Here is a 26,142-nt window from a genome sequence, read left to right as displayed (position 1 = left end):
GTTTCGACGACGCGTCGAATCAGCCCCGCTTGATTCGCGCCCTGTGACCCCGATCTGACTGGGGTCAGCGAACCCGGGCCGACAGCACAAGCGGGTCGCATTGGTGCGAAAATCTGAAAAATCCGACATACGAAACCGGGTTTGTTCAGCAACAAATCATATGCCTGAAATAGACGATTTTTCGCGCCGCGAACGAGGCTGTTTCCTGTTGCACTTATTGCGCGATTACCTGATGCCCGGTTTCGCGCGAACGCCGATCAGGAGACCCCCATGTCAAAGACCCACTTGGCCGCCGTTCTGTTAACGATTTCTGTGTCGACCCAAGCCGCCGCGACCGGAGACCCCGCCAAAGGCGAAAAGCTCTACAACCGCTGCTCGGCCTGCCACGCGATCATCAAGGATGGCGAGGTTCTAGTCAAAGGCGGCATCACAGGCCCCAACCTATACGGGGTCGTGGGCCGCACCGCCGGATCCGAGAACGACTATCGCAATGGCAGCGAACGCCTGCCCATCGGCATGTTCACCGACGACATGATCCGCGCCGGTGACGCAGGTCTGGTCTGGACCGAGGAAAACATCGCCGCCTACTCCGAGGACCCGATCGGGTTCATCAAAGAGTTCCTGCAGGACGATACCGCCCGCCCGAATATGAGCGTGAAGCTCAAGAAAGGCGCGGACGACATCGCCGCCTATCTGGCGACGTTCAGCCAGTAAGGTTTACGTCACCGGGCGCGTGGCGACCATGCTCGGACGCGCGTCAAACTCGGCAAACCAGGTTGCGAGGGCATCATTGCCCTTGCGCCAGCCGCGCGCATCGTGGCGCAGGTCCAGATAGCCCAGCGCACAGCCAACGGCCACCTGCCCCATGTCCAGCGGGCTCGACAGATGCGCCATCCAGCGCTGGTTCAGGACGGCGCAGGCGCGCTCAACCTTGACCCATTGCGAGTCGACCCATTCATCCCATTGCTTGTCTTCGGGACGCAGCCGGCTTTCATATGTCATCAGCAGCGCGGCATCCAGAATGCCATCTGCCAGCGCCTCAAGCGTCAGAACATCCCAGCGCCGTGCACCTTCGGGGTAGAGCCGCCCCCCGGCGCGGTCATCCAGAAAGGCGCAGATCACGCGACTGTCGAACAGGGTCGGGCCATCGGGGCGTTCCAGGGCCGGCACCTTTGTCAAAGGTGCCTTGCCAATCAAGGGCGCGGCTGGCGCCACAGGCGTACCCGCCACCGTCTCCAACTCAACATCCCCCAGTTGTTCTGTTTCATGCAACAAAACCATTACCTTACGGACATAAGGCGAAGTCAGACTGTGATAGAGTTTCATGAGCGCGCTCCTTTACTTGGGCCGACCTTACAACAGGGTGCAGAAAACAAAAGCCGTCATTTCCCCGAGGGCTCTACAGCGCGCATCAACACCTGTAGGGCCTGCACCTCCGAGCCGATTCCAAAACTCCCGACCTGCTCCGCCGCCCGCATCCGAACGTCATCAGGTTTGTTCTGGTTCAGCTTCCACGTGCCCTGAACATCCTCAACCCGCATCCGGCAGGGCAGAATCATCCGCATCATCCGGTCAAGCGCGTCGTCATCCATCTTGCTGCTGTGCCAGGGCGGCTTCGGGCGCAGTCGGTCTTCGAAAAACGCCGACTGCCGGTCTAGCAGGTCTCGCATCTCATCCGCCGGGCGCAATTCCAGAACGCCGGTCAGATGAACAGCGACATAGTTCCATGTCGGCACCTGATCGCTCACCTCATACCAATCGGGCGACACATAGCTGTCCGGCCCCGAAACTGCGATCCGGGCTGCCTGCGGTGCCTTCAGCAACCGAACAACCGGATTCGACCGGACAAGATGCAACTCAGCCACCGCGCCATCCTCAGACAGCAGAAACGGCACGTGGCTGATCAATGGCGCAGCATCCGTCGACACAGCCAAAACGCCAAAGGCGCGTTCGCGAGCAAAGGCGATATGTCGGCTGATCTCCTCAGCGCGAAATGCGGGATTCGGGTGCATGAGATTCCTCCTGCCAAATCTCTTGCAGAGGAGGCCCAATCTATGCAAGGTCCGCCTCGTTCTCAGGGCGGGGTGAAATTCCCCACCGGCGGTATGCGGGCGTTGATCCGCAAGCCCGCGAGCGGCCTCGCCGTGTTTACGGAGGGGTGTCAGCAGATCTGGTGAGAGGCCAGAGCCGACGGTTAAAGTCCGGATGAAAGAGAACGTGCCAGATACGTCGGTGATGCGGCGTGTCCGCTCGTGATCGCCTTGGGTGAAGTGTCTGTTTTGCTAAGGAGATCATGATGACACACACCCGCTATGCTTTTATCAAAGCCAACTGGAATTCCGATATCGTTGACCGCGCGCTTGAAGGGTTTCTGGAACTCATCCCCGCCGATCAGGTGGATGTGTTCGACGTCCCCGGCGCGTTTGAAATGCCCCTGATCGCCCGTGATCTGGCACAAACCGGCCATTATGCCGCCGTCGCCTGCGCTGCCTTCGTGGTTGATGGAGGCATCTACCGGCACGATTTCGTGGCCCAAGCCGTGGTTGACGGCTTGATGCGCGCAAGCCTCGACACCGGCGTTCCGGTGCTATCGGTCTCGCTCACCCCACACCAATATCAGGAAACCGACCACCACAACGCCATCTACCGCGACCACTTCGTACAAAAAGGGCGCGAGGCCGCCACCGCCGCCCTCAACATCACAAAAACCCGCCAGGCGATCAACGCAACCTGATCCTTGTTCTGTTTGAAAATACCTCGGGGGAGGCGCGCTTGCGCGACGGGGGCAGAGCCCCCTCCCCCTATATCAAATGCAAATTCGCTTGAGGCCAAAGGCTCTCCCCGCTAATCACAACCCCGCAAAGGAGCCCGCCCCATGTCGATGAACAGCTTTGGACACCTCTTCCGCGTCACCACCTGGGGCGAAAGCCACGGGCCCGCTTTGGGCGCGACGGTCGACGGCTGCCCTCCGGGCGTGAAGATCGACGAGGCGATGATCCAGCACTGGCTGGACAAGCGCAAACCGGGGCAGAACAAGTTCACCACGCAGCGGCGCGAACCTGATCAGGTCAAAATCCTCTCTGGCGTGTTCGAAGGCCAGACCACCGGTACGCCCGTTCAGCTGATGATCGAGAACACCGACCAGCGCTCGAAAGACTACGGTGATATCATGGAGAAGTTCCGCCCGGGACATGCCGATATCACCTACTGGCAGAAATACGGCATCCGCGACTATCGCGGTGGAGGGCGCAGCTCGGCCCGTGAAACCGCCTCACGCGTTGCGGCCGGAGGGTTGGCGCGCGAGGCGATCAAACAGTTCGCACCCAATGTGCAGATCACCGGCTACATGACCCAGATCGGCCCTCACAGGATCGACCGCGCCAATTTCGACTGGTCGCAGATCGAACTGAACCCCTTCTGGACGCCTGACGCCCAAGCCGCCGAGGACTGGGCCGCCTATTTGGATGACCTGCGCAAGTCCGGCAACTCGGTCGGCGCGATCATTGAAGTCGTCGCGCGCGGCGTCCCCGCCGGGCTCGGCGCGCCGATTTACGCCAAGTTAGACACTGATCTGGCCGCCGCGATGATGTCGATCAACGCAGTCAAGGGCGTCGAGATCGGCGAAGGCATGGCCGCCGCTGAACTGACCGGCGAGGCCAACGCGGATGAGATTTTCATGGGCCAGAACGGCCCGCAATACAGCTCGAACCACGCCGGTGGCATCCTTGGCGGGATCTCCACGGGGCAGGATGTCGTGGTGCGCTTTGCCGTCAAACCGACTTCGTCAATTCTGACCACGCGCAAGACGATCACCAAATCCGGTGAGGAAACTGAGATCATCACCAAAGGCCGCCACGACCCTTGCGTCGGTATCCGCGCCGTGCCGGTGGGTGAGGCGATGATGGCCTGCGTGATCCTTGACCATCTGCTGCTGCACAGAGGCCAGATTGGCGAGAACCGTGGACAAATTGGCTGATCTGCGCACACACCTGCGCGGCATCGTCGCTCAGCGTATGCAGACCGATCCAGCCCATGATCTGGCGCATCTGGACCGTGTTTGGCGAAACGCACAAGCGATTGCGGATGATCAGGCGGACATGGCTGTGTTGCTGGCCGCCAGCTATCTACATGATCTGATCAACCTGCCAAAGAACGACCCGAACCGCCACTTGGCCTCACGCCAATCCGCGCAGGAATCAGAGCCTATTCTGCAGGAATTGGGCTTTTCTGACGCGCAGATCCAAGCCACCCAACACGCGATTGAGGCGCACAGCTTCTCAGCCAACATCCCGCCCCGCACATCCGAAGCCCGCATCCTGCGAGATGCGGACCGGCTCGATGCGCTGGGGGCCATCGGTATCGCGCGCACCTTTGCGGTGGCTGGTGCATTGGGCCGGGATCTCTATGACCCCGAGGATCCATTTGCCGAGGCGCGCGATCTGGACGACCTGAATTTCTCGATCGACCACTGGAAAGTAAAGCTGCTGAGCCTGCCCGACGATATGTTGACCGAGGCGGGCCATGCTCTGGCGCAAGAACGCCAGGCGCAGATGCTTGAATTCCTCAGGGCCTTCGCGGATGAAATCGGCCACCCTGTCCCCGACGCCTGGAATTCCCCCTGATTGGTACAATCCCGTCGTTGATCTTTCCGCGCCAAAAGCGCAGGTTCCCGGCCAATGGCACAATCCTTGACATCGCACCGCCCCGCTCTTGCTGTGGGCCTGAAATTGACCGCCTTGATGCTGTTCACTTTGATGTCGGCCTTGGTCAAAGCGTTGTCCGAAGATTTTCCACCGGGTGAGCTGGTCTTTTTCCGGTCTCTCTTGGCGATTCCCGTCATCATCGCCTGGCTGATCTGGCGCGGGGAGCTGTCGCAGGGTTTTGTCGTGAAGAAACCTATGGGTCATTTCTGGCGCGGCGTTCTGGGCACCAGCGCGATGGGCCTGACCTTTACCGGCCTCAGCCTACTGCCTTTGCCCGAGGTCACCGCCATTGGCTACGCGACCCCGATTTTCACCCTCGTCCTGGCCGCCCTGCTGTTGGGTGAGCGCATTCGCATAATCCGCATCGGTGCGGTGATGCTTGGGCTGGTTGGGGTTCTGATCATGCTTTGGCCTCGGCTCGGCAGCACCGAGATGGAGGTGGCGGCAACGATTGGCGCCCTTTGCGTTCTGGCTGCAACCATTGCGCGGGCCTTTGTGCAAATCCATATCCGGCAATTGGTCAAGGTAGACCACCCCGCCGCCATCGTGTTCTATTTCTCAATCACCGCAACTCTACTTTCATCGCTGACCGTGTTTTGGGGTTGGACCATGCCGACACTGGATCAGGCTCTGCTATTGGTCGTTGTGGGCCTGATCGGTGGGGTTGCGCAGATCCTTGTCACTTCGTCCTATCGGTTTGGTCAGGCGTCGATGCTGGCACCTTATGACTACACAACCATGCTTTTCGCCATTGCAATCAGCTATTTCTGGTTCGATGAATTGCCAACGCTGGCGATCTTGCTGGGTGCGGCGCTGGTGATTGCAGGCAATGTGGTCGTAGTCTGGCGCGAACATCAGCTGGGGTTGGAGCGCGGCAAGGCGCGGTCTTTAACCGACCACAAACCGTGACTTTACCTTTCGCCAACTTCGCTTAGTTTGAGCGCAACAATTAATGAGGGCTCCGCATGAGTGACGCACAAAACCACAAGGAAAAGATGCAAAAGGTGCAGGCCAAGCACCGCAAGAAAGTGTCCGAAGCGGTCGACCCTGACCGTGGTTTGGTGCTGATCAATACCGGCAAGGGTAAGGGCAAATCCTCGGCCGCTTTTGGAGTGGTGATCCGTGCGCTAGGTTGGGGCCAAAAGGTTGCCGTTGTTCAGTTCATCAAGGGCAAATGGAAAACCGGCGAGCGGCGTTTTTTCGAAGAACGCGATCTGGTGACGTGGCACACGATGGGCGAAGGCTTCACCTGGGACACTCAGGATCGCGAGCGCGACATCGCGGCCGCCACAGCCGCGTTCGACAAGGCTTGCGACCTGATGGCCAGCGGAGACTACGATCTGGTCGTACTGGATGAGATCAACATCGCGCTGCGCTACGAATACCTGTCAGTTGAGCGTGTGATCGAGGGGTTGAATGGCCGCTCCGACAAGACCAGCGTATTCCTGACGGGACGTGATGCCCCGCAAGAACTGCGGGACTATGCCGATCTGGTTACCGAGATGACCGAAGAAAAGCACCCTTTCAAGGCCGGAATCAAAGCCCAGCGCGGCGTGGACTACTGACCGCGCGCCCTTTTGGGTGTTTCTCTGAGAACATCGTCCGAGGGCTGTTGGTTCAGCTCTCGGCATTTTTCTGCGTCGCAGGTCTTGCGATCCAGATAGGCCGCGACATCCGAGGCTAGTGCGTCGCAATCGCAGGACGCGCAACACGGGTCGGATAGCAGCTCGTCAAATCTGGTACGCATCGGTGCCCTCGGTCGTTCCCGGAACGGTGGCGGGCCATCACGACTGAACTTGCTGAGCCCACAGACCGCCCCGGAACCATGTGCTTGATCGGTTCATCTGGCGTTGATTTTTTCTGACTGTTTTTGTCGGTTTTTGCAAGGGAAACGACCGGGCAAGATAGCGAGCCTGCTTTGCCCGGAAAAGCAGATCCTAAAAAAGGGAAAAGCCGCGCAAGATGGCGCGGCTTTGAGCAGTGAGGGATAGACTGGAATCAGGCCGCTGCGGTCTGTTCAGGCGCGCTGAGCGAGATCACAGCGACTACAGCGGCCCCGTTCAGCCAGTAGAACAACGCGTCGATTCCCGAAAAGCCAAGCAGGCTGGGGGCCAATAGGAAGGTCACACCAACGGCCAGATCCACCGCGAGGTGCAGTTTGTAAGGCAACACCCGCCAAATCCCCAGGTGATGGTCGGTGAACACCGTCAGGACGAAAGCGGCAACGCCAGTGACAACGGACAGCCAAAGCGCCAGCGGGTTGGATTGGCCCAACCCCAGAACAAAGGGCAGCACCATCAACGCAATGGCAACGGGATAGTCGAGATAAGCGTGAATATTGCGTGTGACAAAACGGAGGGACATCTGGGTTTCCTTTCCTCAATCAGAGACAGATCAAGAATAGGACCTGCATTGGGACCGCAGCAGCCCAGATCGTTTGCAAAACATTGCAGATCGTTCAGAAGTATTGGTGGATCAGTGCATCTCGCGATAAGCGGCCGGGGATACTCCGACCTGCTTCTTGAACACCCGCGAAAACGCCGCCTCAGATGCATATCCGGCCTCGGCTGCGGCGTCGGCCACGTTCCAACGCCCCTCGGTCAGACCGTGGCAGGCGATCTGCATCCTCCAGTCCGTCAGATATTGCATCGGGGTGGTTCCCATCTTCTCGGCAAAGAGCTGAGCGAAGGCCGTGCGCGACATCGCTGCCTCGTTGGCAAGGCTGGCCACGCTCCATTCCTGCGCGGGGGCTTGGTGGAACGCGGTCAAAGCGCGCGAGATTCGTGGGTCGGCAAACCCGGCCAAGGCGTCATCGTCAGGGCTTTGATGCTCCAAATAGGCCCGGATCGCCTGAGCAAACAGCACTTCGGACAGTTTCAGAGCAATCAGGTCACCGCCAATCCGCGCGCCGGACACTTCTGAGCCGATCATGCGCAGGGTGGCCTCGATCCACGATCCCGCTTCTTGTCCGTAGTTCTGGATCAGGATGTAGGGCGGCAGCCGGTCGATCAGCATATGACCGGTGCCATTCCGGCCAGCCTGTCCCGTGAAGGAAAAATGCCCACAGATCAGTTGGGTGTCGCGTTCCTCATCCCCGCCGCCATAGACCAGAACGCCTTCACCGGTATAGCCCGCGATATCTAGGACCTGTTCCAATGGCAGAGCGTCAAACGGCCTGACCTCATTGCACAGCAGCGCATGTTGCGCGCCATGCGGGATCACGATCAGATCGCCCTGTTTCAGACGCACAGTCTCGCCAGTTGCCGGGATGTTGACCTTCAGCTCTCCGCGTTGGACGAAATGAAACCGGGCCACGTTTTCAAAGCCGGGCACCTGAACCCCGAAAGGCGGGGTGAAGGAGGTTCGGAAATAGAACGTACCGCGCAGGGATAGGCGGGTGAGGATATCGCTGAGAAGGTCCAACATAGGACAAAGATACAGCGCAGCACGCCAAGGTCCATGCTGTTGAACGATCTGCAAGACACTCTGCACGATCTGCGACAAAAACCCCCGCCGAAGCGGGGGTTTCAGGTCTTATCAGGAGCGGACGAGTTTCTCGTAGTCTTCTGCGATTTCGCGGGTCAGGTCGCCCACTTCAAAGGTGTAGTCACCGATCTGGCCCACCGGAGTGACCTCGGCCGCCGTTCCGGTCAGCCAGCATTGTTCGAAATCAGCCATTTCCTCGGGCTTGATACGGCGTTCATGCACGGTGATGCCTTTGTCTTTCAGCATCTGGATCACGGTCTGGCGTGTAATGCCGTTCAGGAAGCAATCCGCCAGCGGTGTGTGGACCTCACCATCCTTGACGAAGAAGACGTTTGCACCGGTGGCCTCGGCCACATAGCCGCGCCAGTCCATGAACAGCGCATCCGAGCAGCCCTTGGCCTCGGCCTTGTGCTTGGAGATGGTGCAGATCATGTAGAGACCCGCCGCTTTCGCATGCACGGGGATGGTTTCCGGGCTAGGGCGTTTCCAATCGGCGATGTCCAGCTTGGCACCCTGCATCTTGGCGTCGCCGTAATATGCCCCCCACGGCCAGACGGCGACAGCCATCCGCACGGGGTTCTTGGCCGAGGCCACGCCCATATCCTCGCCCGACCCACGCCAGACCAGCGCGCGGACGTATGCGTCCTGCAGGCCGCTGGCTTTCAAGGCCTCTTCCTTGGCGGCCTCGATCTGATCCACATCGTAGGGCATCGGCATATCCAACGCCTCGGCCGAGGCGATCAGACGTTCGGAATGTTCCCGGCTTTTGAAGATCTTGCCGTTATAGGCGCGCTCGCCCTCGAACACGGACGAGGCGTAGTGCATCGCATGTGTCAGGATGTGGACATTGGCCTCGCGCCATGGGACCAGCTTGCCATCCAACCAGATGGTGCCATCACGATCATCATACCCCGCCATGCGAAACCTCCTGAACCGGGTTGAATTTGCGAATGTTGCGCTAGTTAGGACCGGAGCGGACACAATCTTGCGCAAAAACTGCGATTCGATACCTGTCTGCCCTTGGAATGTCAATAAGGCTGACTTAAACTGTAAACCGAGTAACCCATGAGGCATGATATGTCCGAAATCCGCCCCGCCCCGATATATGGGGGTGAAAGCCTGTTATTCCTAACCGATGAGCAGTTGCGGCAGGGGATTGAGGCGATGTTTTTCGCCTATCGGGGGTTTACGGCGGATCCGGATCGTATCCTCTCGGACATGTCTTACGGGCGGGCGCATCACCGGGCGATCCACTTCATCAACCGCGCCCCCGGCACGACGGTCAACAACCTCCTGGCCATTCTGGGCGTGACCAAACAATCCCTGAACCGGGTGCTGCGGACCCTGATCGAAGACGGCATGGTCGAAAGCCGGGTTGGGACCGTCGACAAGCGCGAGCGGCATCTGTTTCTGACGGAAAAAGGCCGCGCACTTGAGTCAACATTGTCAGACGCCCAACGCGCGCGCATGCGAGCCGCATATAAGGATGCGGGGCCCGAAGCCGTGGCCGGTTTCCGCAAAGTACTTGAAGCAATGATGGATGCTGATATGCGTCATGCTTACAAGAAGTTGCGGGATACGACCTCATGAGCGATATGGATGCCCACCTGCTGATCGTCGATGATGACGAGCGCATTCGCGACCTGCTGAAAAAATTCCTGATGCGGAACGGGTTTCTGGTGACCGCCGCGCGCGACGCGGCGCATGCGCGCCGTGTGCTGTCCGGGCTGGACTTTGACATGATCGTTCTGGATGTGATGATGCCCGGCGAGGATGGCGTAAGCCTGACCAAAGCGCTGCACGAGACCCACAGCACCCCCATCCTTTTGCTGACGGCGCGTGGAGAGACCGAGCATCGGATTGCGGGTCTTGAGGCCGGGGCGGATGACTATCTGGCCAAACCGTTTGAGCCGAAAGAGCTGTTACTGCGCATCAACGCCATTCTACGGCGGATGCCCGAAGCTCCGGCTCAGGATGCGGCAGCGAAAATCCTGACCCTTGGCCCGATCCGCTATGATATCGAACGAGGAGAGATGTGGCAGGGTGAGGACCCGGTGCGTCTGACCGCAACCGAAAGCCAGTTGATGAAGATCTTCTCGGCCAAACCGGGTGAGCCGATCAGCCGCGCGAAACTGGTCGAGGATCTGGGACGTGACAAGGGGCAGGCGCAGGAACGGGCAGTTGACGTGCAGATCACACGGTTGCGCCGCAAGATCGAACAGGACCCCAAACAGCCCCGATACCTGCAAACCGTTCGCGGAGCAGGGTATATGCTGGCACCGGATTGACCGGGCCGCTGCGCGGCGATTTTATGCCTTCGGCGAGGATATTTTTAGCCAGATGAAGAGGGGATCCCGATGAAGACGGCCTTGTTGACCCATGCAGATTGTCTGGGCCATGTCACCCCCGATGGCCATCCTGAGCGGGTGGCGCGGCTAGAGCATATACTTCATGCGCTGGAGGCATTGGACCTGGACCGCAGGACCGCTCCGATGGTGGCGGATGACGATTTGCTGCGGGTACATCCTGAGGACTACATTCGCGATATACGGGCCGCGCGGCCTGCAGAAGGGTATACGCAGATTGATGGGGATACGTTTATGTCTCCAGGCTCGGTCGATGCCGCGTATCGGGGCGCTGGGGCCGTTGTTCGGGCGGTAGATCTGGTGCTGTCTGGCGAGGTCCCGAATGCGTTTTGCGCCATTCGGCCTCCGGGGCACCACGCGGAGACCGATAAGGCGATGGGGTTTTGCCTGTTCGGCAATGCCGCTTTGGGTGCAAAACATGCTCTGGACCATCACGGGCTGGGCCGTGTTGCGGTGGTGGATTTCGATGTGCATCACGGCAATGGCACGCAGGACCTGTTATGGGACGAAAAACGCGCGCTTGTGATTACCAGCCAGCAGATGCCCTTATGGCCCGGGTCCGGTCGCCCTGATGAAACCGGTGCATATGACACGGTTCTGAACATCCCCCTGCCACCCGCAAGCGGTGGGGCTGAGATGCGCGCAGCCTATGAGTCGCAAGCCTTCCCGCGCCTGAGAGCCTTTAAGCCCGAACTGATCATTATCTCGGCCGGGTTTGATGCCCATCAGGACGATCCGCTGGCCAATCTCAACTGGTCCACGGGCGATTTCGCCTGGATCACCACCGAGCTGTGCAAGATCGCCGATGAGGTTTGTGAGGGTCGTATCGTCTCGACTCTGGAAGGCGGGTATGATCTGAACGCATTGGCCGAGGCGACACGCGCCCATGTGGAAGAACTGATGAAGGCAGCACGATGACCGATACCCCCGTTGAGCAGATGACGTTTGAACAGGCGATGAAAGAGCTTGAGGCTGTAGTGGGCCAGCTGGAACGCGGTGATGTGGCGCTGGATCAGTCGATTGCGCTCTATGAGCGCGGCGCGGCTTTGAAGAAGCGTTGCGAAGATGAGTTGAAGCGTGCCGAAGAGAAGGTCGCCGCCATCACGCTGGACGCCAGCGGGCAGCCAACCGGGACGACTCCAGTCGAAGGTCAGTAAGTGTTTCGCGACAGGCTGGCGCAGGATGCGGCGCGGGTTCAGAGCCATTTTGACCTGATTCTGGGGGCGCTTGACGATCTGGATGTGACGCGGGCCATGGCCTACGCCACCGAAGGCGGAAAGCGTCTGCGGGGGTTTCTGGTCCTGGAAAGCGCGCGTTTGCATGGCATTGACGCCGCTCAGGCAATCTGGCCTGCGACGGCAATTGAGGCGTTGCACGCCTATTCCCTCGTCCATGATGACCTGCCCTGCATGGACGATGATGACCTGCGACGAGGGCGCGCAACGGTTCACGTGAAATGGGACGAAGGCACCGCCGTTCTGGCCGGAGACGCCTTACAGACCCTGGCCTTCGAGCTTTGCACACGGCCCGAAGTCGGCAAGCCCGAGATTCGCGCCGAACTGGCGATGACCCTGGCCAAAGCAAGCGGGGCGCAGGGTATGGTTCTGGGTCAGGCACTGGATATCGCGGCCGAAACGGCCTCTGCGCCGCTGTCGCTAGACGAAATCACACGGCTACAAGCGGGCAAAACCGGGGCACTGATCGAATGGTCCGCCTGTGCGGGTGCTCGGTTGGCGCAAGCCGATCCGACACCGTTGCGCCAATATGCCCAAGCCCTTGGGCTTGCTTTTCAAATCGCCGATGACATCTTGGATATCGAGGGCGACGCCGAAAAGGCAGGAAAACGGCTGCAGAAAGACGCGGATGCGGGCAAAGCAACCTTTGTTTCGCTTCTGGGGCTGGATGCAGCCAAGGCCCGTGCAGCCGAGCTGGTGGGCGAAGCCTGCGCCGCGCTGGATGGGTATGGGGCCAAGGCTGAAACCTTGAAGGACGCTGCTCGCTTCGTTATTGCCCGGGACAGCTAAGCCAGGAACGCGCCAAATGTCTGACCGTCCGAATACGCCACTGCTGAACCTTGTGAACCGCCCTGCGGATTTGAAGCAGTTCTCGGACGCGCAACTGCATCAGGTGGCGCAGGAATTGCGGGCCGAGACGATCTCGGCCGTTTCGGTCACCGGCGGGCATCTGGGCGCAGGCCTGGGTGTGGTTGAGCTGACGACGGCGTTGCATGCAGTCTTCGACACACCACGCGACAAGATCATCTGGGATGTGGGGCATCAGAGCTATCCGCACAAGATCCTGACCGAACGCCGCGACCGTATCCGCACCTTGCGCATGAAGGGTGGCCTCAGCGGCTTCACCAAACGCAGCGAAAGCCCCTATGACCCGTTTGGCGCGGCGCATTCCAGCACCTCGATCAGCGCCGCATTGGGCTTTGCCGTTGCGCGCGATCTGGGCGGTGTAACACCCGAGGGGCTGGGCGATGCGATTGCGGTGATCGGCGATGGCTCGATGTCTGCGGGCATGGCGTTTGAGGCGATGAACAATGCAGGCCACCTGCGAAAGCGCCTGATCGTGATCCTGAACGACAATGAGATGAGCATCGCGCCACCCGTAGGTGCTCTGTCGACCTACCTGTCGCGCATCTACGCCGAGGAACCGTTTCACGAGCTGAAGGCCGCCGCCAAAGGCGCGGTCTCGCTGTTGCCTGAGCCATTCCGCGAAGGGGCCAAACGCGCGAAAGAGATGCTCAAAGGGATGGCCGTTGGCGGGACCTTGTTCGAAGAGCTCGGGTTCTCTTATCTCGGCCCGATTGATGGGCATGACATGGACCAATTGCTGCCGGTTCTGCGCACCGTCAAGGCACGGGCCACGGGGCCGATCCTGATCCACGTGCTGACCAAAAAGGGCAAGGGCTACGCCCCGGCCGAGCAGGCTCGCGACAAGGGCCACGCGACCGCCAAGTTCGATGTGGTCACGGGGGAACAGAAAAAAGCGCCCTCAAACGCGCCGTCCTATACCTCGGTCTTCGGCAAAACGCTGGTCGAAGAGGCCGCGCGGGATGACAAGATCGTCGCCGTCACTGCCGCCATGCCCGATGGCACCGGGCTGAACCTGTTTGCCGAACGCTACCCCTCGCGCTGTTTTGACGTGGCGATTGCAGAGCAGCACGGCGTGACCTTCAGTGCCGCGCTGGCTGCAGGCGGGATGAAACCCTTCTGCGCGATGTATTCGACCTTTTTGCAGCGCGGCTATGATCAGGTTGTGCATGATGTGGCGATCCAGCGCTTACCGGTGCGCTTTGCCATCGACCGTGCCGGCCTTGTTGGCGCGGATGGGGCCACCCATGCCGGGTCCTTCGATATTGCCTATATGGCAAATCTGCCGGGCATGGTCGTCATGGCCGCCGCAGATGAGGCCGAGCTGATGCATATGGTTGCCACTGCCGCAGCCCATGATGATGGCCCGATTGCGTTCCGCTATCCCCGAGGTGAGGGCGTTGGCGTTGACCTCCCCGAACGGGGCGAAGTTCTTGAAATCGGCAAGGGCCGGTTGATGCAGAAAGGCGCGCGCGTGGCTTTTCTGTCCTTCGGCACCCGTCTCGCCGAGGTGCAGAAAGCGGCCGAGGCATTGTCTGCTCGCGGCATCACCCCGACCATTGCGGACGCGCGCTTTGCCAAGCCGCTGGACCGTGATCTGATCCTTAATCTGGTCGAAAACCACGAGGCGCTGATCACCATCGAAGAAGGCGCCGTGGGCGGTTTCGGCAGTCACGTCGCGCAGCTCTTGGCCGAGGAAGGCGTGTTTGATCGCGGGTTCAAATACCGCTCGATGGTCTTGCCCGACATCTTCATTGATCAGGCCAGCCCGGCAGATATGTACGCGGTGGCGGGCATGAACGCAGAACAGATCGAAGCCAAGGTTCTGGATATTCTGGGCGTTGCGACCATCGGTGAAAAACGCGCTTGATCGCCGCGTCTAACTCAGTTCCTTCAACCCCAGCCGCACGGCCCGGTTGGGGTTTTGTTTCAGGATATGCGCCCCAAGGCGGCGGGCGAGGTCCTTGTGCCCTTTCTTGACCGCGCGATTGAACAGCTCTCGCTGGTAGCGCGGGAATTGTCTGCGGGCGCGCAGAAGGGTGTAGAACTCAGCCTCGGTCAGGGTTCCGTTCAACGCCCCCAGAATGATCGGGTGCAAGATTCCCATCTGCAGCAGAGACGACCCCAACCGATGCCCCAACAGCGGCGCGCGCAGATGCGAGACGTTGGCGTTCGTGAACCGCGCCGCGTGTCCCGCATCCAGCGGCTCATAAGGGTCATAAAGGATCGACACCCGTCGTGCGGCCTGACTGACCTGCGCGGCATCGCCATAGGGGCCGGTAAAGTCCCGATCCCACACGGTTTTATAGCGCGTCTCCCACGGAACAACGGACTTGTCGACCGTGCTTTGTGGTGAGATCGCAACCACATCGCAGCCCGGTGCTGCCGGAGAAAAGGCACAGGCCGCATAGCCACCCATCGAGGCCCCATAGAACACAACGCGCTGAAACTGCTTGAAGAAACCGCTCTGCTTCAGCTCATCGAATTGGGCATAGACCCAAGGTTCGCGATACCAGGTCCAGCCGCCAGCTATGGCCGAGAGCATCGACCAGTTCTGCTCTTTGATGAAGGAATATCCCCATGGGCGGCGATCTTTACGATTGTTCATCGCCACGTCCAGATTGTCGAAAGTCACGACCAGAGTGTCCTTGGACCGTGGCATAAAAAGCAGCGAGTGCCCGTTCTCACCGGGTCGATACCAGCCGTCCTTGCCTGCAAGATCCGTCGCGATCCGCGCCCAGCTGCTTGCGGCGTCAGTGGGTTCGGGTGGTTTAGGCAAGACCTTCACGCGGGTGACCTCGTGCCCGTCAACCTCATGCATGGCGATCTTTTCATTGGTCCCAAACGCCTTGAGGAAGGGAAACGCGCCCGAGCCTTTGCGGATATCCATGAACAGCCGCGTGTCGGAATGCAGCATCCGGGTCAGGAATTTCTCAAGGAACGGCACCTTGTAGCGATCACCGAACCCTTCGAGGTTACACAGCACGTCCACCGGCTTGATCCGGTCCTCGGAGGTGATGATTTCGATCCGGTCCGAGTCGACCTCATGATCGGTCAGAAAGGTGACATAGTCGGCAATCCACGGCTCCTCTTCGGGTTTGAACTTGCCGCGGCGGTTCACGTCGACCAGCTTGACGTCGCAATCGAACTTGTGATGCAGCGCCAGAACAAAGCTGCGCGCCTTGCCGGTCAAATCCGCGACCGAGCGGACCTCGGTCAGGTCGACCTCATCAATCAGCGCGCCGTCAAACACCGTGTGCCCACGCCCTTTGATCGGCGCGAGGACGGGGTTGATGCCCGTCTCGGCCACAAGCTTGGCAAGATATGTGCCCTTGGGCGGCAGGCCGTTGTGATGATTGCCCAACTGGCGCTTGTTCGAGGCCCAAAGATGCAGTGCCGTGGTGTCTTCGGTAATCAGCTGCTTGGCCAGCGCCACACGACGCATGAACTTGTACCGCTCGGGGAAGGTGACCGGGTAGAAGGCGCTGACCGGCAGGGCGCAATGTTCCCAATCCATGGCATGAACAAAATGGGTCACCATCATCGGCCCCCAGACACCCCATGGCTGCTGTGTGATGTGAACTGGGTCGCCACTTTCCGCCGCCTGCTGCATGGCGCGTTGTTTCGCCTTAGGCAGAAACGGTGCGATGGAATAGCGATCCTCGGTGAAGTCCAGCATCTGGCGCAGCAGCTCACTGTCCGAAGGCATCCCCAGCACCGCGTTGTTGATCCGAGGCGAGTCCGGCAGCTCATACCCAAAGACATAGTCGCTGTCATAGGTCATGGGACGGTGGCAGAAGACATCCGTGTCGATCCAGATCATGCCGGGGCATTTCTGGATCATGTGCAGCCGGAACCAATCGGCGAACAGCGCGAAGGAGTTCTTCTGTTCGTATTTGATGAAATCGTCGGTATCTATGATCTCGCGCCCGTCGCGGCGGATCACACCATCAGGGACGTTGGGGATATCCTCGTAGGAAAACAGGGTGATCTTCTGCCCCTTATCCACAAAGGATTTCAGGCACAGCTGTTCAAGCCAACTGAGCGGGCCACCGATCCATAACGTGCCGACCTCGCGCGTGCGTGCCATCCGCGTATCCTTGTGCCTGCGTGTATTTTGGCACACGCGTCGTTTTCTTGATCCTAAGGTCTTGCGCCGCGCTTGGGTACCGCCAGATTACGCAGCAGGCGCGAATAGTTGGCCGGGCGTGACCTTGCTGCATCCCGTTTTGCGCCGCATAGACAAGACCCAGGCGCCAAAGCAGGCAAGCGAGCAGACAGTCATGAGCAATGAGACTTATACAGTCGTCTCCACGATGAAAAACGAAGGCCCCTACATCATTGATTGGGTGGCGCATTACAAAACGCTGGGCTTTGACCATATTCTGGTCTGCACGAATGACTGCACCGATCCCACCGTCGAAATCCTTGTGCGCCTACAAGAGATGGGGCTGGTCACCCAGCACAACACAATCATTCGCAGCGGCGGGATTCACCGTTCGGCCCTGCGGCAGGCCTCGCGCCGCTACGACATCGTGATGGACGCCAAATGGGTCTTTGTCTGCGATGTGGATGAGTACCTGAATATCCATATGGGCGATGGCTCGGCCCGTGCGCTGGTCGAAGGGTCCGGTGCGGATGCGGATGTGATCTCTGTGCCTTGGCGGATATTCGGCCCAGACCACATCGAACGGTTCGACGATGCGCCCGTTACCCAGCAATTCACCATGGGCGAATTCGAATGGGACGCAAAGGATCGTCCCAAAACCGGTAAATTCGTCAAGTCCCTCTACACCAACCAGCACAAATTCAAGCGGATGGGCCTGCATGCGCCGGTGTCTCTGGATGAGCATATCCCGGACACGAAACGAGTTTTGCCCGGTGGCGGGGACTATGTCATCGACGGTAAGCGCACCGAGAACCCGCCCCTGTTTACCCATGCGCAGGTCAACCACTATGCGTTGCGCTCAATGGAGAGTTTTCTGATCAAACGCGCGCGCGGACGGGCGAACCACAGCCACCACGTGCTGGGCATGGAATACTGGGACAGGTTCAACCTCAACGACGAGAAAGACACCTCGATTGAGCGATACGCCCCCAAAAGCAACAAGCTAGCGGATGAGTTGAAATCGGACCCGGTTTTGGGCGATCTGCATGCACGGGCGGTCGAATGGCACCGGCGCAAGGCAGCCTCAATGAAGCTGGATCCGGAAATGGATGAACTTGTAAACGGGCTAAAAGCCGCCCTTTAGGCTCTAATGTTGGGTTTCCCCATCATGATCGACGGTAAAGAACCAATCTTTGTCGGGGTCACGCTCCAGCACGTCATCCGGAATGGATGAAGGGCCTTTGAGGAACACATTCGCCCCGAAATGCCGGTGCAGGCGCGCAAGCTTTTCCAGGCGCGCGCCGGTCAATTCGACGTAGAAGGCGGCGTAGTTCGGCGTAGCTTTGAGCTCTGCGATCTTGGCACGGTGGCAATCTACCGAATGGGCATGCGCGGCGGCGATCTCGGGATCGCTGAGCAGGCGGTCCAGTTCGGCCTGCATTGCTGGCACCATACGCGCGATGGAATGATCCTCGGCGTAGTTGTTGTTCATGCGGAACCAGTAGGCGAGGCCCTGATCCCGCTCAACATGGTTCACCCGGCCCCTGTCGCGCTTGACCAGAAAGCTCTCGGCCGAGCGGACGGCGTAGTGGTTCAGTTGCACCAGATCATAGCCATAGGTGTTTATCGTGGACCGCCAGCCATTGCGAAACATCGAGCGCGGCATCGGCGCACCGGACCCGTTGACCCAGTTGATCTCCTCCCACAATTGCGGATTGAGGCCCTTGGGGCGATGCACGCCGAGCTTTCGGAACAGGCCGATATTGCGGAACAGCGTCTTGAATCCCCAGGCCTGATGCGGCTTGCGGGCATATTCCGGGGCGCAGCGCTGGAACTGTTCGATTATGGGCCTGTCCTCGAACCCGTGTAGGTCTCCGTTACCGAACAATCGCCAGGTCATCGCGATCATGTTGGCGTCAGGCACGGCGGCAAACAGCGCGTCCAGAGTGCCGTCGCCGCATTTGATGTTCACGTATTCATCCACATCAATGCAGGCGACCCACGTGGCGTTTTTGACGATCTGCTCATCATCTGCGGAATGCAGGGCCGCGTGCTGCGGGCGCATGTCCATCTGACGGAACGGGTTGTCGCGATGCTGAACCAGGCCTTTGCTTTTCAGCATCTCCAGCATCGTATCAGTGCCGTCGGTGCAGTCATTGGTGTAGATCAGGAAATCATCGAACCCGATGGCCCGGTGATAGGCGAGCCATTCCAGAATGAACGGGCCTTCGTTCTTCATCGTGGTCACGATGGCACAGCGTCCGCGCCCTGTTTCCTTTGAGGTGACCTCCAACTCGGGCATCCGCACCGGTTTGTGCCCCCAGGTCGTGGTGGACAAATGCAACAGCGGCTCATGCTCGATCAGAGAGGTCTTTGGCACGATTTTCGAGATCGAGCGTGTCGGGTGTCGCAAAAGCATATGGCGGTAAAACCCCATAGTTAGGGTCGAATCCGGGCGCGCATTTCCGACCCGGACCAACCGCCAGACCGCATCAGGGGCAGACTTGGCCGGCGCGATGCACCAGCGCTGCCGACCGCCCGTGGCATCGAACTGCACACAGATATGATCACCGAAATGCGCCTTTTGTCCCGCACGCACGCGCCACGGATAGCAATGCCGTCCGAACAACGCGATCAGTCCACCCTCGGATGCAACGGCTGCGTCGAAGACGAATGTATCTGTTTCGACCATCAGATCATGCACGTCGATATTTGCCACGGCGCGCGCCTGCGCCAGAAACCGTGTGCGCAAGATCTCATAGACCGAAAACGCGCCAAGCGGGCTGTCCCACGGGCTAGCGGGCGGGATCTCCATCCGGTCCTTGCCCGGAGACTCGCTAACGCAATAGGGATGCGCCTCGGGCGGAAGGTCGGGTTTGCCCAGCGGCACCGGGCTTTGGACCAGAACCACCTGACAGGCCAAGGCATGGCTTTCCAGACCCTCGCGAAGCGCAGCGGCAAACCCGTCCTCAGCACCCGGAGGGGCACGGTCGAGGATCACCGCGGCCTCAAGCCCCTGCGTTTCGATGTGGTAGGCCAGCCACTCCAACACGATCTCTGCGCTTTCGCCGTTGCGTTGGGCGATGAAGGCGTTCTTCTCCTCAAACAACGCGCATTCGGAGGGCGCGCAACTCAGATCAAAGGCCTCCCCGCGGATCGAAAATCTAGGGTGGGCGTCCTGCGGCAGGCGATATCGCAGGATTCGCGCGTCGCCCACAGCGCCCATCTCCTCAAGCGTACTGCCATCAGGGGGGATGACTTCCTCAGCCACAATCAAACGATCGAAGAACAACGTGACGACCTGCGCGCCATCGTCCTGATGCACGACCGCATCGAGCAGGATCGCGACACCCAAATCCTGACCTGCAAGCTGCCGTTCGATCAGCCCCATCACTCGGCCGCCTTTGACAAAAGCGAGACCTGTCGGGCAACAAACGCAGCCCCCTCTTGAGCGGAGGGAGGGATGCTGTTGACCAGCCCTAGGCGGAACTCCAGCCGCACGGCCTCGATATCTTGCTGCAAGGCCGCATAGGCGGCGCGGTGCCAGTTCAGGCAGGCCTCATGCGCGGCAGTTACGCCGGGCAGCTCCATCAGGTTGGCGTAAACAGCACGGGTCGCGTTCATCATTGCGGAAATGCTTGTCTCTTTGACCGTGTTCCAGTTGCGCTCGGCCCAATAGGTCACCCCGATTTCGCGCTCCGTGTGGTTCGGCAAACCGCGCGCGCGTTTAACCATGAACTCTTCGCGCGAGCGCAAGGCATAGTGGTTCAACCAGACCTGACGCGCGTCCACAGGCAGACCATAGAGCGAAATCGCGCTATCATTCCACACGAAGCCCACCGGCAGGTCCGCCCCATCCGGCCCGATCCAGCGCGCAGGTTTTGACGGTTTGCTGCGGGGCCGATGCACCCCCAGCTTTTGAAACGCCGCCGGACGGTGGAGCGTCTTGAACAGGTGGCCAAGAGGAAAATGTAGGTCCTCGGGCGCGGCTTGCGTGAACCTCTCGGGCGTTAACCCGCTTTCACGCTGTACTTGACCACCCGTGCCAAAGAACCGCCACGGCAAGGCAAGAGCATCGAAAGATCCCGACGCCGCCTCGAACCGGGTCAACAAATCCGGCAGAGTGGCATCCCGCAGACACAAGAATTCATCACAATCGAAAAACAGCGCCCAGTCGGCCGAAGCGTAAGCCGGGTGACCTGAGGCGTGTTTCAACGCCTGCCACTGCACGGCCTTGTTGCCCTTTGGGGTGAAGGGAAGATGCTCAATCCGCGCATCCTGTGCCAGCGCCTTCAGCAACGCGTCGGACCCATCCGAGCAATCGTGGCTCAGCACCAGAAACCGGTCGACGCCTGCCGCAAGGTGATGGGCCAGCCATTCCACTAGAAACGGCCCGTCATCCTTCTGACATGTGATGCCCAATAGGGTCATGCATGACCTCTGACTGCTCTTGGTCTTTTCATTCACTTATAGGCAGATCGGAACAGGAAAGCCACGCGGTTGATCAGGTAAGGATGCCCTTGACGGGCGTCAAAAAACAACGCCCCGCGTCTGGAGGAACGCGGGGCGGGTGTTGCGGCAGTCAGGGAGGAGGAGACCGCCGCAGGAACTTAAGGCGCGTTAGTTCACGGCCTTGGCATCAACCACATCTTTTTCGATGGCCTTGCTCGAGGAAATCTGAATCCGGCGTGGTTTCAACGCTTCGGGCACTTCGCGCTTTAGGTCGATGTTCAGCATGCCGTTCTCATGGCTGGCACCGGTCACGCGGACATGGTCGGCCAGAGCAAAGCGGCGCTCAAACGCACGGGTGGCGATACCGCGGTGCAGATAGCTGCGGTCCTTGTCCTCGGCGGCTTTCTTGCCAGCCACGATCAGTGCGTTTTCCTTCACCTCGACGGACAGGTCTTCTTCGGAAAAACCGGCGACCGCGACGGAAATCCGATAGGTGTCGGCGTCGGTTTTTTCGATGTTGTATGGGGGATAGCTGGGCTGTGCCACGTCGTTGGTCAGAACGCGGTCCATCATGTCGGCGATCTGGTCGAAACCAATGGTGGCGCGGTGCAGCGGTGCAAAATCAAATGTACGCATGTGTCGTTATCCTCATCCTAGAGCGATTTACGATGTTCAGCCCTCCGATCTGGACGGGCCCTTTGTGATACCGGACCCCTTTGTGGCAATCCGATACAAATCACATGGGTAGCAATTTGGGTAAGTTCAACCCCCGCCAGAGCTGATGAATTTCGCGCCTGAACCGGACTTGCCCGAACCCACCTGCAATCTGCGGATCGTGGCTTTGGGTTGGGGGGCATCGCGCCGCATGATCGCCTTGAGTTCGGAGACGACCGGAGACAGTTCCATTCCAAAGCCGATCTTGCGCCCCCCACTCTCACCAATGGCGGAGACAACCGAAAGAATCTGCCAGCGCGAGCCGTTTTTGGTCAGAACAGCCGACCCTGATGAGCCAAAGGTGACGTCGCAATCAAAGGTGATCAGCCCGTCTTGCCGATCCAGGATTCGACAGGATTTTTCGCGCGTTATGGCCTCGGACCTGCCTCGCCCGTAAGAGGCGATACTGAGTTCCGAGCCGATGACGGGCCCCTGATACAAGACGAACGGATCGGCAATCGAATAGGGTATCGGCTCATCCAGCCGCATCAGCGCCACATCCTCGCGGACGCCTTGAGACGACAGAGGGTCATTGGCTCCATAGCTTGGAAGCGTGGCAATCTGCACCACCTTGCGCTCGGCCAGGGCGACGCCATTGCTCAGCCCAGCGCGGAACGTCACCTCGCCCGGCTCATAGGCCTGTCTGGTGCGTTTATCCAAGGCGCAATGGGCGGCTGTCAGCACCATATCCTGCGCAATCAGCGTTCCCGTACAGAAAGACCGCGTGCCGACATCAAGCCGGCCGATCGCCTCCCACCCGTAGAGGTCATCGCGATCGGTAAGCGTGCGTTTGTTGCTTTGGGCCTGCGCTGCCGTGGCCACCAAAGAGGCGCACAGGACGAAAAGGGCAATAGCGCGCATCATGGCCGGATAAACCTTGCCCCGACATTCTTGCCAGACCCGGTGTTGCCAGAAGACAGGCCAAACCCATTTCCATTGGACAGTTCCGCCTGAAGCAGCTGCAGCGATCCATCCAGCGCGGTGCCCAGCGACACGTTTTCCCCGTTAAGCTCGGCTTTGGCCGACACCACAGACACGATACGCGGACGCTCACCACTAAGAGAGAAAATCGGCGCGCCAGAGGCCCCGAAATCGACATCGCAGGACATTACCAAAACGCCCCGATGCCCGGCCATGACCGAACAAACCTGCTGCAGCGACGGGGCCTCGGCCCGGTCATGCGCGTAGGACACGACCCCCACCTGCTCGCCTTGGTCGGGGCGCGCGCCGGTCTCAAAAGGAATAACGGTGGTGTTTCGGACCGGCTGCCAGAGTTCGATCAAGGCCAGATCATAGCGGACACGGTCGCTGGTGGCCCTGCCATTATAGACATATTTCGGATGAATCACGGCCTGACGCGCTGGACGATAGGCCGAGGCGCTTCCACGTCGCCAACCTGCCAGAAACTCGATCCGCGACGGGTCGATTCGCTTCTTGGTGTGTTTTTCGAACAGGCAATGCGCGGCTGTCAGCACCAGCGTGGGCGAGATCAGCGCGCCGGTACAAAACCCGGTGCCATCAATATCCAGCCGCCCCACGGCCATCCATTGCCGCCCGGAATCCGACGTCTCGAGGCTTTTCAGCCCGGTATCCTGCGCCGAGGCAGCCATTGGCAGCACACTCAGCACGATGGCCTTGATCCAGTTGCGCACGCGGTTCTCCGGCTATCCGTTCCGGTCAACTGTTCTACGGGTCGCGTGGGGCGAAAATAGGGCAGGTCGGCTTGGCGGAAATTTCCTGTTCAACTGATGCCAAGGCGCATCATGCCTGCCTAGCGCAGAATAGGTACCTCGGAGGTCGCTCCACCCGCCTGCAAACCACGCGGCTCGGGACCTCCGGTAGCCCAATCCAGCAGCTCGACTGTATGGACGATCGGCAGCTTGGTTCCCGATCCGATCTGCATCATGCAGCCGATATTCCCCGCCGCAATCAGGTCGGGCTTCTTCGCCTCAAGCGTGCGCACCTTGCGCTGCTTTAGCTGGCCCGAGATCTCGGGCTGCATCAGGTTATACGTGCCCGCACTGCCGCAACATAGATGGCTGTCAGCGGGTTCAACAACCTTGAAGCCAGCGCGTTTCAGCAGGTCTTTCGGGAAGGTCTTGATCTGCTGACCATGTTGCAGGGAACAAGCCGCGTGATAGGCCGCGGTCAGCCCTTGATCCGACTGCTCAGGTAGATCCAATTGCATCAGCACCTCGCTGATATCCATGGCAAGGGCCGACACCCGTGCCGCGTCCTGTGCCAGAGGGTCATTTCGGAACATGTGCCCATAGTCCTTGACCGTCGTCCCACAGCCCGAGGTGTTAATGACGATGGCGTCCAGCCCATCCCCATCCATTTCACGCACCCAAGCACGGATATTGCTTGCAGCCGCCGCGTGGCTCTGCTTGCTTTTGCCCATGTGGTGGGTCAGCGCACCACAACATCCGGCCCCTTCGGCGACAACCACCTCGCATCCCAACCTGGTCAGAAGACGGATCGTTGCGTCGTTGATATCGGTGTTCAGCGCCTTTTGCGCACAGCCCGTCATCAAAGCCACACGCTTTTTGCGCGGCGTTTTGGGCGCAAAGCTCTGCGGGTCGTCATTGCGACTGACCGGAGGGATATGTTTCGGCGCCATGTCCAGCATCGCCCGCAGCCGGGCATCTGGCATCAGAAACCGGAACGGACGCCCCAGCTTGGCCCCGATCAAGGCCCAGCGAAATCGCATCGGATAGGGCAAAATCTGCGCCAGAACCCAGCGCAGCACACGATCGGACAATGGGCGCTTGTAGTTGTTTTCAATATATTCGCGCGCGTGATCAACCAGATGCATGTAGTGCACGCCCGACGGGCAGGTCGTCATGCAGGCCAGACAGGACAGGCAACGGTCGATATGTTTGACCGTCTTCTCGTCCGGCACACGCTCATTCTCAAGCATATCCTTGATTAGGTAGATACGGCCGCGTGGGCTGTCCAACTCATCGCCCAGCACTTGATAGGTGGGGCAAGTGGCGGTGCAAAACCCGCAATGAACACAGCTGCGCAGGATCTCGTTCGAGCGCTTGATCGCCGGGTCTTGCAACTGTTCTTCGGTGAAAGTCGTCTGCATCGGCCTACCCCATCAATCCCGGATTAAACAGAGCTTTTGGGTCGAACCGCTGCCGCAAACCTTGGCTCAAGGCTGCAACCGGTGCGGGTTCCGGTTGGAACCGGCCCAGCGCCTGAACGGTCTCGGCCTTCGCCCGCACAATAGAGGCGTGGCCCTGAAAACCGCCAAGACGCGCGCGAACATCGGTGCCCTCATCCACCAAAGCCCAGATCAAACCGCCACCCCAATCGAGCAGGAGTTTATTCGCCTCAAGCCGCGCAGTGATTTCCGGCGCATCGCTGGGCTTGACCGAGATACGCCAGACATCGCCCTCTTTCCCCGCGAACGGGGTCACGTCCCGGATCGCGCGCCAGGTGGCATCTGAATCCTCAACAACGGCGACCTCGCCGAACCCGGACAGCACATCCTGCAATCGCCCGACACGATACGCAACCGAGTCCGCAAACCCCTCAACCCGCAACAAGGCCTGACCTGTTTCGGGGGCAAAGGCAGCCCCGCTCACCTCATAAGGTGACCTCAAAGCGGCAGACAGAACCTCAACCGCGCCCGAGGCATGGGCAACCGGCACGCCCAGGGTCACGAACGCTTCGGGTTTCGGCAACACTTTCAAAGACACTTCGGTCAGCACCCCCAGCGTCCCCCAGGAGCCCGCCATCAGCTTGACCAGATCATAGCCGGTGACATTCTTCATCACCCGCCCGCCATTCTTCACGACCTGCGCTTGCCCATCGACATAGCGCACGCCCAGCAGAAAATCCCGACACGCCCCGGCCTGAACCCGCCGTGGCCCCGAGATGTTGGCTGCAACAACCCCGCCAATCGTCGGCTCACCCGAGGCGCCGAGCAGCGCGCGATAGTCCGCAGGCTCGAACGCCAGTTGCTGACCTTCGGCCTCCAGCGCGGCGTCAATCTCAGCCACCGGGGTTCCCGCTTGCGCAACCAAAGTTAGCGCGCCGGGTTCATAGAGGGATATCCCACGCAACCCATCCACATTCAAAACCGACCCCGGGCCATCCACCCCGCGCGTCCCGCCACCTGCAATTCGCACCGGCCCCTGCAACCCGGCCACGATCTCGGCCAGCTCCGTTTCTGTCTCAGGTCTCATGACACTTCTTCTGTTCCA

At 59.9% G+C, this 26,142-nt stretch carries 27 protein-coding genes and 1 riboswitch; of the genes, 13 read left to right on the top strand and 14 right to left on the bottom strand.

Features of this window, described 5'->3' with window-relative positions; translation table 11 throughout:
* Positions 1-270 precede the first annotated feature (270 nt).
* Positions 271-714, top strand: a complete 444-nt coding sequence (locus tag ACP15L_RS14995; protein WP_425084795.1) for a c-type cytochrome — start codon at positions 271-273, stop codon at positions 712-714.
* Positions 715-717: 3 nt separating this feature from the next.
* Here ACP15L_RS14995 and ACP15L_RS14990 read toward each other — a convergent pair whose 3' ends face one another.
* Positions 718-1,326 carry a glutathione S-transferase gene (locus ACP15L_RS14990; RefSeq protein WP_425084794.1) on the bottom strand — a complete coding sequence of 203 codons (609 nt, stop codon included), beginning with the start codon at positions 1,324-1,326 and terminating at the stop codon, positions 718-720.
* A gap of 56 nt (positions 1,327-1,382) precedes the next feature.
* Positions 1,383-2,012, bottom strand: coding sequence for an FMN-binding negative transcriptional regulator (locus ACP15L_RS14985; RefSeq protein WP_425084793.1), 630 nt, complete (start codon positions 2,010-2,012; stop codon positions 1,383-1,385).
* A 54-nt stretch (positions 2,013-2,066) separates the two neighbouring features.
* Positions 2,067-2,221: riboswitch (FMN riboswitch) on the top strand.
* A gap of 75 nt (positions 2,222-2,296) precedes the next feature.
* On the opposite strand from ACP15L_RS14985, the gene ACP15L_RS14980 reads away from it, so the two are divergent.
* The 5 genes from ACP15L_RS14980 (at position 2,297) to cobO (ending at position 6,268) form a co-directional block, all read left to right on the top strand.
* On the top strand, positions 2,297-2,734 hold the full coding sequence (locus ACP15L_RS14980; protein WP_425084792.1) for a 6,7-dimethyl-8-ribityllumazine synthase: 438 nt from the start codon (positions 2,297-2,299) through the stop codon (positions 2,732-2,734).
* Positions 2,735-2,875: 141 nt separating this feature from the next.
* Entirely contained in the window at positions 2,876-3,976 is a 1,101-nt protein-coding gene (gene aroC / locus ACP15L_RS14975; RefSeq protein WP_425084791.1) for a chorismate synthase, read from the top strand.
* Entirely contained in the window at positions 3,960-4,622 is a 663-nt protein-coding gene (locus ACP15L_RS14970) for an HD domain-containing protein (protein WP_425084790.1), read from the top strand. Before aroC ends, ACP15L_RS14970 begins: the two co-directional genes overlap by 17 nt.
* Before the next feature lie 54 nt (positions 4,623-4,676).
* Positions 4,677-5,612, top strand: coding sequence for a DMT family transporter (locus ACP15L_RS14965; RefSeq protein WP_425084789.1), 936 nt, complete (start codon positions 4,677-4,679; stop codon positions 5,610-5,612).
* Positions 5,613-5,668: 56 nt separating this feature from the next.
* Positions 5,669-6,268 (top strand): cob(I)yrinic acid a,c-diamide adenosyltransferase, encoded by a 600-nt coding sequence (gene cobO, locus ACP15L_RS14960; protein ID WP_425084788.1) that lies wholly within the window; start codon positions 5,669-5,671, stop codon positions 6,266-6,268.
* On the opposite strand, the gene ACP15L_RS14955 is transcribed toward cobO, so the two are convergent.
* From ACP15L_RS14955 to ACP15L_RS14940, 4 genes are all read right to left on the bottom strand, one after another.
* Positions 6,262-6,450, bottom strand: a complete 189-nt coding sequence (locus ACP15L_RS14955; RefSeq protein ID WP_425084787.1) for a hypothetical protein — start codon at positions 6,448-6,450, stop codon at positions 6,262-6,264. The genes cobO and ACP15L_RS14955 overlap by 7 nt on opposite strands.
* Before the next feature lie 251 nt (positions 6,451-6,701).
* Complete coding sequence (locus ACP15L_RS14950; RefSeq protein ID WP_170692347.1) at positions 6,702-7,067, bottom strand: SPW repeat domain-containing protein; 366 nt, start codon at positions 7,065-7,067, stop codon at positions 6,702-6,704.
* Between the two features lie 111 nt (positions 7,068-7,178).
* Positions 7,179-8,129 (bottom strand): cupin domain-containing protein, encoded by a 951-nt coding sequence (locus ACP15L_RS14945; protein WP_425084915.1) that lies wholly within the window; start codon positions 8,127-8,129, stop codon positions 7,179-7,181.
* Between the two features lie 111 nt (positions 8,130-8,240).
* Complete coding sequence (locus tag ACP15L_RS14940; protein ID WP_425084786.1) at positions 8,241-9,107, bottom strand: branched-chain amino acid aminotransferase; 867 nt, start codon at positions 9,105-9,107, stop codon at positions 8,241-8,243.
* Between the two features lie 159 nt (positions 9,108-9,266).
* Between ACP15L_RS14940 and ACP15L_RS14935 the strand changes: the two genes are divergently transcribed.
* The 6 genes from ACP15L_RS14935 to dxs all read left to right on the top strand — a co-directional run bounded on the left by ACP15L_RS14935 (position 9,267) and on the right by dxs (position 14,524).
* Entirely contained in the window at positions 9,267-9,779 is a 513-nt protein-coding gene (locus ACP15L_RS14935) for a MarR family winged helix-turn-helix transcriptional regulator (protein ID WP_425084785.1), read from the top strand.
* Positions 9,776-10,477 carry a response regulator gene (locus ACP15L_RS14930; RefSeq protein ID WP_425084784.1) on the top strand — a complete coding sequence of 234 codons (702 nt, stop codon included), beginning with the start codon at positions 9,776-9,778 and terminating at the stop codon, positions 10,475-10,477. Before ACP15L_RS14935 ends, ACP15L_RS14930 begins: the two co-directional genes overlap by 4 nt.
* 69 nt (positions 10,478-10,546) lie before the next feature.
* Positions 10,547-11,473, top strand: coding sequence for a histone deacetylase family protein (locus tag ACP15L_RS14925; protein ID WP_425084783.1), 927 nt, complete (start codon positions 10,547-10,549; stop codon positions 11,471-11,473).
* Positions 11,470-11,712 carry an exodeoxyribonuclease VII small subunit gene (locus ACP15L_RS14920; RefSeq protein ID WP_170484940.1) on the top strand — a complete coding sequence of 81 codons (243 nt, stop codon included), beginning with the start codon at positions 11,470-11,472 and terminating at the stop codon, positions 11,710-11,712. Before ACP15L_RS14925 ends, ACP15L_RS14920 begins: the two co-directional genes overlap by 4 nt.
* Positions 11,713-12,579, top strand: coding sequence for a polyprenyl synthetase family protein (locus tag ACP15L_RS14915; RefSeq protein ID WP_425084782.1), 867 nt, complete (start codon positions 11,713-11,715; stop codon positions 12,577-12,579). It abuts the gene before it with no gap.
* 16 nt (positions 12,580-12,595) lie between these two features.
* Positions 12,596-14,524, top strand: a complete 1,929-nt coding sequence (dxs, locus tag ACP15L_RS14910) for a 1-deoxy-D-xylulose-5-phosphate synthase (RefSeq protein ID WP_425084781.1) — start codon at positions 12,596-12,598, stop codon at positions 14,522-14,524.
* A gap of 9 nt (positions 14,525-14,533) precedes the next feature.
* Here dxs and ACP15L_RS14905 read toward each other — a convergent pair whose 3' ends face one another.
* On the bottom strand, positions 14,534-16,744 hold the full coding sequence (locus ACP15L_RS14905; protein ID WP_425084780.1) for a hypothetical protein: 2,211 nt from the start codon (positions 16,742-16,744) through the stop codon (positions 14,534-14,536).
* A 193-nt stretch (positions 16,745-16,937) separates the two neighbouring features.
* Between ACP15L_RS14905 and ACP15L_RS14900 the strand changes: the two genes are divergently transcribed.
* Complete coding sequence (locus tag ACP15L_RS14900) at positions 16,938-17,906, top strand: glycosyltransferase family 2 protein (RefSeq protein WP_425084779.1); 969 nt, start codon at positions 16,938-16,940, stop codon at positions 17,904-17,906.
* Between the two features lie 3 nt (positions 17,907-17,909).
* On the opposite strand, the gene ACP15L_RS14895 is transcribed toward ACP15L_RS14900, so the two are convergent.
* From ACP15L_RS14895 to ACP15L_RS14865, 7 genes are all read right to left on the bottom strand, one after another.
* A complete protein-coding gene (locus ACP15L_RS14895; RefSeq protein ID WP_425084778.1) occupies positions 17,910-20,153 on the bottom strand; it encodes a glycosyltransferase family 2 protein in 2,244 nt (747 codons plus the stop codon).
* The gene (locus ACP15L_RS14890) at positions 20,153-21,193 is read right to left on the bottom strand and encodes a glycosyltransferase family 2 protein (protein WP_425084777.1); all 1,041 of its coding nucleotides are present in this window, start codon (positions 21,191-21,193) and stop codon (positions 20,153-20,155) included. Before ACP15L_RS14890 ends, ACP15L_RS14895 begins: the two co-directional genes overlap by 1 nt.
* Positions 21,194-21,382: 189 nt before the next feature.
* A complete protein-coding gene (locus ACP15L_RS14885) occupies positions 21,383-21,850 on the bottom strand; it encodes an Hsp20 family protein (RefSeq protein ID WP_425084776.1) in 468 nt (155 codons plus the stop codon).
* 126 nt (positions 21,851-21,976) lie between these two features.
* A complete protein-coding gene (locus ACP15L_RS14880; RefSeq protein WP_425084775.1) occupies positions 21,977-22,792 on the bottom strand; it encodes a trypsin-like serine peptidase in 816 nt (271 codons plus the stop codon).
* Complete coding sequence (locus ACP15L_RS14875; protein WP_425084774.1) at positions 22,789-23,580, bottom strand: trypsin-like serine peptidase; 792 nt, start codon at positions 23,578-23,580, stop codon at positions 22,789-22,791. Before ACP15L_RS14875 ends, ACP15L_RS14880 begins: the two co-directional genes overlap by 4 nt.
* Positions 23,581-23,699: 119 nt before the next feature.
* Complete coding sequence (gene glcF / locus ACP15L_RS14870; RefSeq protein ID WP_425084773.1) at positions 23,700-25,019, bottom strand: glycolate oxidase subunit GlcF; 1,320 nt, start codon at positions 25,017-25,019, stop codon at positions 23,700-23,702.
* A 4-nt stretch (positions 25,020-25,023) separates the two neighbouring features.
* Positions 25,024-26,124, bottom strand: coding sequence for an FAD-binding protein (locus ACP15L_RS14865; protein WP_425084772.1), 1,101 nt, complete (start codon positions 26,122-26,124; stop codon positions 25,024-25,026).
* Positions 26,125-26,142 lie beyond the last annotated feature (18 nt).

The organism is Ruegeria profundi, from assembly GCF_049800715.1.
Lineage (GTDB): Bacteria > Pseudomonadota > Alphaproteobacteria > Rhodobacterales > Rhodobacteraceae > Ruegeria > Ruegeria profundi_A.
The sequence above is the reverse complement of the archived record's forward strand: the minus strand, read 5'-3'. Positions and strand labels throughout refer to the sequence as shown.